Below are 12,052 nucleotides of genomic sequence, written 5' to 3'. Positions count from 1 at the left end.
TATGCACAAACCTATCACACCACAAACCCAATCGCCCTGCTGCTGCCCACAAAATCAACAACAGCATTGTCCATCTTCAATGGAGATACAAGTACAAGCTCATGCCGTATTTCAGCTTGATCTGGTTAAATTTGAAAATCAACAACAGTTTTTGATGGGCAGTGAAGATACTGATATTAATATTTTGGATGGCGAGGGTCCTGTTCGACAAGTGACCTTATCGCCCTTTGCCATTGCAAGCAAACCAATCAGTAATGCAGAATTTCAACAGTTCATTGATGCCACTGCATATGTGACGCAAGCAGAACAGTTCGGTGGATCGTATGTGTTTTTCAAACATTTACAAACACAGCAATTGCAACATTATCAAGCACAACATGTCGCTGAAACACCCTGGTGGGTCTATGTAGAACATGCAGCATGGCATAGCCCTGAAGGAAAAGGTTCAACCATTCAACATCGGCTGGATCACCCCGTAGTCCATATCTCTTGGCATGATGCTCAAGCATTTTGTCAGTGGGCAAAATTGCAATTACCAACAGAAGCACAATGGGAATTTGCAGCACGAGGCGGTTTAATTCAGCAAAAATATGCCTGGGGCGATACATTCCAACCCAATCGACAATTAATGTGTAACACATGGCAAGGCAGATTTCCGGATCAACACAGCGGACAAAATACACCTGATACCGGCTATTTAGGCACCTCACCTATTGGCACATTCCCTGCCAATAACTACGGTTTATATGATGTTGCTGGCAATGTCTGGGAATGGTGCGCCGATTATTTCAGTACGCGCCATCTACAGCTCCATTTACATGATCCCAAAGGCCCCGAGACTGGCAAACAACATGTCTTGAAAGGTGGCTCTTTCTTATGTCATGACAGCTATTGCAATCGTTATCGTGTTGCTGCGCGAACCGCGAATACGCCGAACAGTAGTGCGTCCAATATTGGTTTTCGTTGCGTATCTAACCCTGAATAAAAATAGAATCGAGTAACCCTTCATGGCAAAAGTAACCCTCAAAAACATTGTAAAACGATATGGTCAACTTGAGATTTTAAAAGATATTTGCATAGAGATTGCCGATGGTGAATTTGTTGCATTGGTTGGACCATCAGGCTGCGGTAAATCGACGCTTCTACGCAGTATTGCAGGACTGGAAAGCATACAATCTGGCGATATTAAGATTGGTGAACAAATCGTTAATGATATTGAACCCAAACATCGTGACATTGCCATGGTATTTCAAAGCTATGCCCTCTATCCGCAAATGACCGTCGCAGAAAATATGGGTTTTGCGCTAAAACTCAAAAAAATAGATAAACAAAGTATTCAAAACAAAGTCGAACAAGTCGCAAAAATGCTGGACTTAAGTGCAATTCTTGAGCGTTATCCCCGCCAGCTTTCAGGTGGGCAACGACAACGTGTTGCCATGGGACGGGCCATTGTACGTGATCCACAGGTATTTCTATTTGATGAGCCCTTGTCCAATCTGGATGCCAAATTACGGGGCCGCATGCGGCTAGAACTCAAACAATTACATCAAACGCTGAAAACCACGACGCTATATGTCACCCATGATCAAATTGAGGCCATGACGCTGGCAGATAAAGTGGTGGTGTTAAAAGACGGAAAAGTTGAGCAAATCGGTACGCCCCTGCATATATACGATGCACCGACAAATGTCTTTGTAGCCGGATTTATCGGCTCACCCAGCATGAATTTCCTAAAAGGTAAAATTTCATCACAGTATCCCCACGATTTTATCACCACGCATGGCTGTAAAATTACACTTGGTAATAATCAAAATATCAAAGCATTACTGGATCGCGACCTGATTCTCGGTATTCGCCCAGAAGATATCTCACTTGTCGCAGCCCCACAGAAACACAGCATCACGGCAACCATTCAAGTCACTGAACAAATGGGCGCAGAAACCCATATACTGACGTATTTACAATCACCTTACCAACCGCAAACCAAACATGATGTCGAAGAGTTATTTATTATCAGTAAAAAACGCGACATCAGACAGGCAGGAGAGCCGCTCTATCTAAGCATCAACGCAGAAAAATTGCATTTTTTTGATGCGTTGACTGAACAACGGATGAATACACATGTATAAAAATGTTTATGCCAAAAACCGGCTTAGCCCTTCAATCATGGTACAAAAATCTTTCTTAACCCATTTTTATGCAGATACTTTTGCGACATATTTTTAGCGAATTAAATTTTGACTATTTTTAAATAATTTTGATAATTTAATTGTTTACAGATACTTTGTCCCAGTACAAACCAACAAAATAAATCTATCTGTATTATAATATTACGATGTCCATTCCTCAGGTTCCAACAATGAATGATAAGCCTTTAGTTCAACGCCAAGCAGCGCCGATTAGGCAACAAGTTACAACTTTGTTAAAACGTGACATCCTTGATGGCTTCTTTATGCCTGGTGATCGTCTGGTAGAAAGTACACTATGCGAACGTTATGGTGTTTCTCGCACAGTTATCCGTGAAGTTTTACGCCTGTTAGAAAGTGAACATTTGATCAGTGTGGAGTCTACACAAGGTCCCATCGTAACTAAATTGTCTGAAGATGACATTATCAATTTATATTTGGTTCGGGCCAAAGTTGAAAGTTTAATGATTGAATTATTTATTAAAAATGCCAATGCAGCAGACAAAAAAGAACTCAAAGAATTATATAATGCACTGGATAAGAATTTTTTAAATGGTTCAGTAGATCAACGCTGGGAATACAAAGATAAATTTTATAACATTCTACTCAAAGGCGCTAAAAATAATGTACTCGAAGAAATGATTTTAAAAATTCAGGCACGTGTCGGCTTATTTAAACACTTTGCGTTTGTTTACGAAGATCGAGTCAAACGTGGTTATGCAGATTTAAAACTGATCTTTGATGCAACTCTTGCCGAAGATATTGAACAGGCCTGCGCACATAACGATGAGCATTTATTAGATGCAGGTCGAGCAGCCGTGATCAATTATAAACGCCGTTTAGATTTACATTCGCTATAAACATCTTCCTTTCGTCCTCTTCCTTTGAAGAAGAAGACGAAAGATTGTGATGGCTATAGATCTTTTCACTTTAAGAAATATATGCCTAGTGATTGGCGTCTGTACTGCCTAGATTAACTTGCGATATATAAACCGCCATTCACATGCAAGGTTTCACCAGTAATAAAACTAGCAAAATCAGAAGCTAAATATAAAATCGCGTCTGCGACTTCATCTGCGTGTCCAAGGCGGTGTAATGGCGTTTGATCAAGCAACTGCTCCCCTTTTTCTTCCATCAATTGACGAACCATGGGGGTATCAATTAAACCTGGTGACACATTATTGACGCGAATATTGGGCGCCAATTCCATCGCCAACGTTCGGGTTAAATTTAGTACCGCACTTTTAGATGCTGCATAATGACCATGGTTAAAACTCCCTTTATGACCTGCCATTGAAGCCACATTAACAATTGCACCGCCTTGACGTAAATGCGGAATGGCTGCGCGAATGGTATAAAATACCCCTTCCAAATTTACACCCGTTACTTTCGACCATTCCTGATCGGACATATCTTTTAGAGCACGCTCTAAATATAAGCCTGCGCACGGAATCACAATATCAATGCCACCAAAGCGTTCCACTGTAGCTGCAACCACATCAATGGCGTGTTGAGAATTCGATACATCTTGCACCACAGCTAAAATACGTTCGCCAGTTGGATCAAGTGCTGAAGTAAATTTTTCTAGGGTATCAATATTCAGATCCGACAGTACCAACTGAGCACCCGCCTGATAAAGTTTTTTGATACAGCTAATTGCGATTCCACCAGAAGCACCAGTAATCAGAACAGTTTTACCTTGAAAATTAAACATTTCGATATCCTATAAACGAATAAGCGCCAATTCTGGTTCATCTAAAATAAAAGCAGCCAACTGACCAATTTGTGCAAGTAACATTTCTTGTCCAGGTACGATTTTCATTCCCTTAGCTTCGGCCTTTAAGAGTATTTGTGTTTTCGGTGGATTCATGACCACGTCAGCAACACAAGTTTTTTGGTCTAAAGCATCAATATTAAATGGCAGGATATTTTGCAAAGCACCCAACATACCTGCCGAAGTCGCATTAATACATAGATCGACATCAACTGCGTTGGCATTTGCATATTGAATATCTGCATCTGGAGCATAGGCTTGTAATGCAAGTACTAATTCTTCTGCTGTCGCCTGAGTACGATTATATATACGTAGCGTTTTAACGCCTTGTTCTAATAACGCAAAAGCAATACCACGTGCCACACCACCAGCACCGGCCATAAATACCCTTAAATCTGCGCCAACATTAATATCTGAGTTAATTAAACCCTGCACGAAACCTTTACCATCAAACATTTCACCATGTACCTGACGTTGCGAATCAAAGCGAATGGCATTCACTGCACCAATGATTTTCGCTTGTGCACCTTTGACATGGGTTAATTCAGACATACTCATTTTATGCGGGACAGTGACCACGGCTCCGGCAATGGTCGGAATCAATCTTAGGCTTGCTATACATTGACCGAGATTTCCAGCCGCTACCTGAAACGGCACACAAACTGCATCATAATTGGCTTTACGTAGTAACATATTCATGATGCGTGGGGTTTCTACATGAGCGATGGGATCGGCCAATATCGGAATGATTTTGGTGTTACCAGAAATGGGCATTGCTTCAATATTATTTATCATCACGTTCCTCAACTTGAAACTTTATCGCTATGTTTTCGCTATTTTTTACACATTCAACATGGTATATAGAGATTTAATCGTCACCGATACCAACATTGTTGATTAAATCCAAAGAAAGCTTCTATTCAAGGAAAGCTTTCTTTGATAGAAGCTTAAACTTTATCCAAATCAATACCTTTATTATCTTTCCAAGTTAGTACCACAGCAATCGCAATAATACACACTACAACTGCATAAATATTAAAGAAAGCCTCAAGATTATTGGCATATAACCAAGTATTTAAATAAGATGCGGTACCACCGAACACTGCGATTGACAGCGACATAAAGATACCAAATAATTTAGTACGATAACGGTTTGGAATTTGCTCAGACATTGCCGCAGGTTTGCTGGAAGTCAAGAAGCCTACAAAGAATAGACCAATGGCCTGTGCAACAAACAAAGTCCACGGCTCATTTGAAAGCAGGCCCCACAATGGGAATAACATCACCATCGAACCACTAAATGAAATCAGCGTACTAGTTTTACGACCAATAATATCCGATAACCAACCTTGGATCGGCAGACAAATCAAATAAACCAGCTGCGCTAAACAACTCATAACGAAAGCATCATGTGGGTCCATTTTTAAATGCGTAATCGCATAGATAGCACATACCGTCACCCAAATATAATAAGTTAAGGTTGAACCAGCTTCATAGAAAAATAGTTTTAACCCCGTTATTAGAAACTTAGAGAATGGCCAAGGTGGACTATCATCCTGCTGCATTTTTTCAACATGCTCACTTTCCATCATATTACGTCGGAGATAAAGTGCAAAGAAGGCTAATACTCCACCCAATAGAAATGGAATCCGCCAGCCCCACTCATACATTTCTTCTTTTGGAATCACAGATGTCAGTAAAGCAAGAAATAACGTTGCTGTTAAAGAACCTAAGCCAACCGCAAAAAATACTGTACTCGACCACAGGCCACGCCTTTTTGGCGGGGCAATCTCAGATACATAAGCATATGATGTGGTCGTTTCTCCGCCATGAGCAAATCCCTGAACTAAGCGTGCCAAGACTAAAATCAATGATGCCCAATAGCCAATGCTTTCAAAGCTTGGAATCAAAGCAATCACGATACTTGCACCCGCCATAAGTAACATGGTAATCATCAGCACATTACGTCTGCCGATTTTGTCCGCAAGCGGCCCAAAAATAAAACCACCAAAAGGGCGTGAAATAAAACCTACAGCAAATACTGCCAAGGTACTGAGTAATGCAGAAGTGGGATCAGATTTATCAAATAATGCTGAAGCAATATAAACTGAAGCAACCGCATAAATGGTCCAGTCATACCATTCTAAAAGGTTACCTACTCCACTTGCCATGAGCGATTTTCTACGCGTCGCATCCATTGCGGGCGTTTCATCTACGGATTTATTTAAATTATCTAGGGCCTGATTCATATATATCCTTATGTAATTTCTCTTAATTGGCTACCAATTCAATGATTTGCATACAAAAATGCATCCATACTCATCGTGCACAATCATGTCATGATGTGATCTCACAAATCCTAATCTGCAAGTCCTTTCAGACTATTGATGCAGTGCGCGTTGATAAGCAGCAAGTACTGCTTCATGCATTGCCTCCGACATCGTTGGATGCGGTAAAATAGTTTGCATCAACTCCTGCTCAGTGGTTTCAAGGGTCTGTGCGATGGCATACCCATTGATCATTTCCGTTACTTCATCTCCCACCATGTGTGCACCCAGCAATTCACCACTAGCCTCATCAAAAATCACTTTGACAAAACCTTCGCTGCTTTCCATTGCTAGGGCTTTACCATTAGCAACGAATGGGAATTTTCCAACACGAATTTTTTTAGCTAAGGCCTGCGCTTGTTTTTCGCTATAACCTACACTGGCCACTTGTGGATGGCTGTAAGTACATGCAGGAATTTTATGGACTTCCAGTGGATGTACCTCCAACCCCATGATTTTTTCAACACAGAGTACACCTTCATGACTGGCTTTATGCGCTAACCACGGCGGACCAGCAACATCACCAATAGCATAGACATTTTTTTCACTGGTGCGACAATATTCATCTGTCACGATATGACCACGATCAAGCTGAATTCGAGTTTTTTCCAATCCGAGATTTTCGGTATTGGCCGAAATCCCTACTGCCAACAACACCACATCAGCGTTCAATTGAGTATTTTGCTTGCCTTCAATACTGAGCTGTACTTCGTCATTAAGCAGTTGATGACGAGCAACTTTGCACTCTGTATAGATTTGAATACCATCTTGCTTCAATGATTTGGCAACTGTACTTGAAATTTCAGCATCTTCTTGTGGCAAAATACGATCTGTAAGTTCAATCACGGTGACTTTGGCTCCCATTGATTGATAAAAACAGGCAAATTCCATTCCAATCGCTCCGGCACCAATGACCACCATACGTTTTGGAATCATCTTGGGTACTAATGCTTCCCGATAACTCCAAAAATGCTGTCCATCGACTTGCATATTAGGTATGGCACGTGCGCGGGCGCCGGTTGCCAAAATAATATGGGTGGCATCAAGTTGTTGTGTTGATGCTATGTTTTGTACACTAATTTGACCTTTCCCTAGCAGTTTGGCCTCACCTTGAAAAACAGTCACTTGGTTTTTCTTGAGTAAACCTGCCACGCCACGCTGTAACTTTGCCGATACATCGCGTGAACGTTGTACCACTTTGTCAATATTTACTTGTGGTTGTTCAACATCGATACCAAATATATCTGCGTGTTTCACCAGACGTAAAACATCGGCACTACGTAATAATGCTTTGGTCGGTAGACAACCCCAATTCAGACAGATCCCACCTAATTCCGCTTTTTCAACCACTGCGGTTTTCATACCAAGCTGACTGGCACGGATTGCCGCAACATAGCCGCCCGGTCCGCCACCAATTACGACCAGATCAAATTTTTGCTTACTCATTATGTTCCCCTACTCAGATCAACAACTTCAGTGGATCTTCGATGAGTTGCTGGAAAGCAGACAACCATGCAGCAGCCACGGCACCATCGACCACACGATGGTCCGCAGACAAACTACAACGCAGTACTGACCCAACTTCGAGGACATCATTGATCACGATTGGTTTTTTCTTAATGGCACCCACTGCCAAAATACCAGCCTGAGGTGGATTGATGATGGCATTAAAATCTGATACACCAAACATACCCAAATTACTGATACTAAAGCTGCCACCTTGATATTGGTCAGGGGTCAATTTACCGGCACGCGCTAACTCTGCTAATTCAGCCACTTCACGATGAATTGCCGACAACGACTTGGTTTCGACCTTTTTAATCACTGGGGTAAGAAGACCTTTTTCAGTTGCCACAGCCACGCTAATATCCACATGGTGATATTGACGAATGACAGTTTCAGCCCAGCATGCATTCATTGCAGGCACTTGTACTGATGCCATTGCAACAGCTTTAATCATCATGTCATTAACCGAAATTTTCTCTTGAGCAATCGCATTGATTTGCTGACGCATTGCCAGCAAAGCATCCACATGACACTCCACATTTAAATAGAAATGCGGTACGGTCGATTTACTCTCAGACAAACGACGCGCAATAGTCTTACGCATATTGGTCAATGGGATTTCGTCATATTCCGCCACAACTGTAGCAGGCTCTGCGATAACAACTGGTACGGATGTCGTCTGCGCAATCGATTGCTCTAATGCCAATTCAATATCACGTTTGACAATACGACCATGAGGACCACTGCCATTGAGATCATTTAGATTTAACTGATTTTGCTGTGCCAAGCGTTTTGCCAAAGGAGAAGCAAAAATACGTTTATCTTTTTTATGATTTGATGCCGTTGATGAATCAGTTTCAGCAGTCTGGGCAATAGATGCAGCATCACCTGTTGTATTTGAAGCAGTATTAACCTCTACTGTCTCAGATTGAATCGCAGCGAGATCAACCTGACCACCACCATTTAGCTGCGCAATTGCTGCACCGACTTCAATTTCCTCACCTTCTTGAGCAATAAGTTTAGTGATCAAACCTTCTTGCTCAGCAATCATTTCAACGACTGCTTTATCGGTTTCGACTTCTGCAATACATTGGCCAATAATGATGCTATCGCCTTCTGCAACCAACCATTTATTAATCGTGGCATGAGTAGTATTCGCCAAAACTTCTGGCATATGGAGTAACTTTGACATGGTGCGACCTTTGACTAAAATGTATATAAACTGTGACGAAGGCGATTAGATCGCTTCGCCCTTATCACGCATAACCCGGTATAAACCATCAACCACTTCTTCAGTACGCGCAGCCGCAGCGCGTTCGAGCACCTTGGAAATACTCGGCGCACCTTCCGTGCCGTGGACACGCTGAATCGGTTGATCAAGCCAATCAAAGCAACGACGTTGTAATTCATCTGATAACCAGCCGCCATAGGAAGTACCTTGATTGCCCTGTTCTACAATCAATACATTGTTGGTTTTACGAATACTGGCTTCGATGGTATCCCAGTCCAGACTGGCGCGATCAAGGAAACGTAAATCGATGACTTCCGCATCAACTCCGGTTTGTTCAACCGCTTCCAAGCTATGATTAACCATAGATAAATAAGTCAAGATAGTCACTGCTTGACCTTCACGACGTACTGCTGCTTTACTGAATGGAATTTGGTAATCGAGGTTATTTTCAGGAACAAAACCACTTTTGCTATACAAGTCCACATGCTCAATAACCAAAACCGGATCATGGCAAGCTAAGGCAAAGTTCATCAGGCCGATATAATCAAACGGTGTTGATGCGGCAACGATCCGCCAGCCCGGATTGGTGACAAAAATACCAGCAGGATCCATAGAGTGTTGTGAGCCATAACCAGTTCCCATCGCAATCTTAGTACGCAACACCAAAGGCACATCGCTTTGACCACCAAACATATGACGCGCTTTACCAATTTGGTTAAATACTTGGTCAGCTGCCACCCACATAAAGTCTGGATACATAAACTCGACTACAGGTTTAAAGCGACCATCAACCGCAATGCCACCACCAAGCCCCATAAATGCATTTTCACTGATCGGCGTACCTAGAGTACGGTTTGGATAGCGCTCTTTTAGCCCCTTGGTGGCACCGTTGGTCCCTCCTTTTAAACGGTGAACATCTTCTCCCATCACCACGATTGAATCATCCGTTTCCATACGACGATTCATCACATTGGCGACTGCATCAATAAACTTACTTTTCACTAAAGGTTGGGTAAAGCCAATTTCTTCCAGCGTTTCTGCATTTTTAATCTCCTTGAGATCACCACGAATACCGACATCAACAAAATCTTTTGAAGGCCACAATTCAGGACGAATCCGGCGCTTGCCTTTGTCTGTAGGTTCTGTCAATTCAGCCACAGCTTGTGCCATGATATCTTGGCATTGTCTACGCAATATATTGACTTGATCTAGAGTCAATAATCCGCGTTCAATCATTTGTGTTTCGAGCAATAGAATCGGATCACGGACTTTCCATTCTTGCTCTTCTTCTTTACTGCGATAACCAAATGCACTGCCCGGATAGGGACCGTTTTGATGAAAAAAGCGATAAACATCCGCTTCAACAATGGTCGGGCCCTTACCTTCACGCATATGTTGTAAGGCTTGCTGCATGGTCAAATGCACAGCTAAAGGATCCATTCCATCGACTTTCCAACTCGGAATATTGAATGCTAATCCTCGTGAAGACAAACGTGTTTCTGCTGTGGCTTCTTCAACCGACGTAGAAACAGCATAACGGTTATTTTCAATAAAAAAGCAAATGGGAAGTTGCCATGCTGCTGCCAAATTCATGGTTTCAAGCACAGAACCAATATTAACCGCACCATCACCAAAATAAGTAATCGCAACCGCATCGGTTTGCGCATGGCGATGAGCCCAAGCTGCCCCTGCTGCCATCGGTGCGCCACCACCCACAATAGCATTGGTTCCCAAGGCACCCGCTTCAATCCATTGCAAATGCATTGAACCACCACGACCTTTACAAAAACCTTGTGCCAAGCCTAGAATTTCCGCCAAAGTACGTTGTAATACATCTTGGACATCTGCACCAAAAGCATCACCTAGCTTTATACCGTCTGGACGGAGATAAGTTAAGGCTTTGGCTAAAAATTGATGATGACCACGATGTGAACCATTGACTTGATCTGCAGCAGTTAAGGAGATAATCGAACCGACTGCTCCACCTTCCTGGCCAATACTTGAATGTGCCGGACCATGCACTAAACCTTCGCCAGCAAGTTCAAGTACAGACTCTTCAAATGCACGAATAATATGTAGCTGTGTCAGCATACTTTCGAGCAATCCAGCATCTGCTTGGTTCCAGTCTTCTTGGGTACTTTGCAATTCAATCCAAGGGCTTTCTGGATGAAGATTAATCTGATTTGACATTCGGTCTATCCTTTACAATATAGCTTTATGTTGAATAAATGCGAGGGTTTACTGAAACCCATTGGCTTCCCAGCCACCATCAATTAAATACGTTTGTCCAGTCATAAATCTGGCTGCGTCCGAAGCAAGGAACAGTGCTAATTCTGCAATTTCCTCTGGTTCGGCCAAACGGCCCAGTGGAGTGCGACGTTCAAGATCAGTCACATCCAAAGTATTTTGTTGCTGTAGTTTTTCAACCAATGCTGTACGGGTATAGCCCGGTCCGATTGCCAGAACACGGATACCCAATTTACCCCATTCAGCAGCCAAGCATTTGGTCATCGATACGACACCGGCTTTGGTAGTGCAATACGCGGTACGCTCAGCGGAGGTACTCAGACCCCAAATCGAAGCTGTGTTAATGATCACGCCATGACCTTGTTGTTGCATATGTTTAGCAGCTTCTTGCGAACACAAAAACAGGCTACTAAGATTAATATCAACACAGCGGCGCCATTCTGACATGGTGATCTCCAATGACCGTTTATTCAGTGATATGCCGGCATTGTTAAACAGTACTTCCACCAAACCAAAGCTGTTTTTACAAGCGTCAAAAGCTGCCCGGACTGCATCATCATCGGTAACATTAGCGGCATAGCCTTGCACGCAATAATCTTTCAAGGCATCGGTAGCTTCGGTCAAAGCGGTTTGATTTAAGTCGATCATAAATACTTTCGCACCCTGTTCTGCAAAAGCTTTTGAAAGACAGAATCCGATACCCGCAGCGGCCCCTGTCACCATGACTGTTTTGCCGGCAATACCTGAGTAATGGTTCTTTGCTTGATTATTTTCCATAATA

At 42.5% G+C, this 12,052-nt stretch carries 10 protein-coding genes; 3 read left to right on the top strand and 7 right to left on the bottom strand.

The features are described 5' to 3' along the window. Position 1 precedes the first annotated feature (1 nt). From CRO21_RS01530 to CRO21_RS01520, 3 genes are all read left to right on the top strand, one after another. On the top strand, positions 2–985 hold the full coding sequence (locus tag CRO21_RS01530; protein WP_097077588.1) for a formylglycine-generating enzyme family protein: 984 nt from the start codon (positions 2–4) through the stop codon (positions 983–985). 22 nt (positions 986–1,007) lie between these two features. Next, the gene (locus CRO21_RS01525) at positions 1,008–2,129 is read left to right on the top strand and encodes an ABC transporter ATP-binding protein (protein ID WP_097077587.1); all 1,122 of its coding nucleotides are present in this window, start codon (positions 1,008–1,010) and stop codon (positions 2,127–2,129) included. A gap of 230 nt (positions 2,130–2,359) precedes the next feature. Beyond that, the gene (locus CRO21_RS01520) at positions 2,360–3,046 is read left to right on the top strand and encodes a GntR family transcriptional regulator (protein WP_171293957.1); all 687 of its coding nucleotides are present in this window, start codon (positions 2,360–2,362) and stop codon (positions 3,044–3,046) included. A gap of 113 nt (positions 3,047–3,159) precedes the next feature. Here the strand turns inward: CRO21_RS01520 and CRO21_RS01515 are convergent, their stop codons facing one another. The 7 genes from CRO21_RS01515 to CRO21_RS01485 form a co-directional block, all read right to left on the bottom strand. Continuing rightward, positions 3,160–3,900 carry an SDR family NAD(P)-dependent oxidoreductase gene (locus tag CRO21_RS01515; RefSeq protein WP_097077585.1) on the bottom strand — a complete coding sequence of 247 codons (741 nt, stop codon included), beginning with the start codon at positions 3,898–3,900 and terminating at the stop codon, positions 3,160–3,162. A 9-nt stretch (positions 3,901–3,909) separates the two neighbouring features. After that, positions 3,910–4,755, bottom strand: coding sequence for a shikimate dehydrogenase family protein (locus CRO21_RS01510; RefSeq protein ID WP_097077584.1), 846 nt, complete (start codon positions 4,753–4,755; stop codon positions 3,910–3,912). A gap of 152 nt (positions 4,756–4,907) precedes the next feature. After that, positions 4,908–6,209 (bottom strand): MFS transporter, encoded by a 1,302-nt coding sequence (locus tag CRO21_RS01505; protein WP_228150336.1) that lies wholly within the window; start codon positions 6,207–6,209, stop codon positions 4,908–4,910. A gap of 132 nt (positions 6,210–6,341) precedes the next feature. After that, positions 6,342–7,733, bottom strand: coding sequence for a dihydrolipoyl dehydrogenase (lpdA, locus tag CRO21_RS01500; RefSeq protein ID WP_097077583.1), 1,392 nt, complete (start codon positions 7,731–7,733; stop codon positions 6,342–6,344). Between the two features lie 13 nt (positions 7,734–7,746). Then, positions 7,747–8,985 carry a dihydrolipoamide acetyltransferase family protein gene (locus CRO21_RS01495; RefSeq protein WP_097077582.1) on the bottom strand — a complete coding sequence of 413 codons (1,239 nt, stop codon included), beginning with the start codon at positions 8,983–8,985 and terminating at the stop codon, positions 7,747–7,749. A gap of 45 nt (positions 8,986–9,030) precedes the next feature. Then, the gene (locus CRO21_RS01490; RefSeq protein ID WP_097077581.1) at positions 9,031–11,214 is read right to left on the bottom strand and encodes an alpha-ketoacid dehydrogenase subunit alpha/beta; all 2,184 of its coding nucleotides are present in this window, start codon (positions 11,212–11,214) and stop codon (positions 9,031–9,033) included. A gap of 48 nt (positions 11,215–11,262) precedes the next feature. After that, the gene (locus tag CRO21_RS01485) at positions 11,263–12,048 is read right to left on the bottom strand and encodes an SDR family NAD(P)-dependent oxidoreductase (protein WP_097077580.1); all 786 of its coding nucleotides are present in this window, start codon (positions 12,046–12,048) and stop codon (positions 11,263–11,265) included. Between the last annotated feature and the right edge of the window lie 4 nt (positions 12,049–12,052).

The sequence above is a fragment of the Acinetobacter puyangensis genome (assembly GCF_900096995.1).
Classification (GTDB): Bacteria; Pseudomonadota; Gammaproteobacteria; order Pseudomonadales; family Moraxellaceae; genus Acinetobacter; species Acinetobacter puyangensis.
Note: the sequence above shows the minus strand (reverse complement) of the source record. Positions and strands in the feature narration are given on the sequence as shown.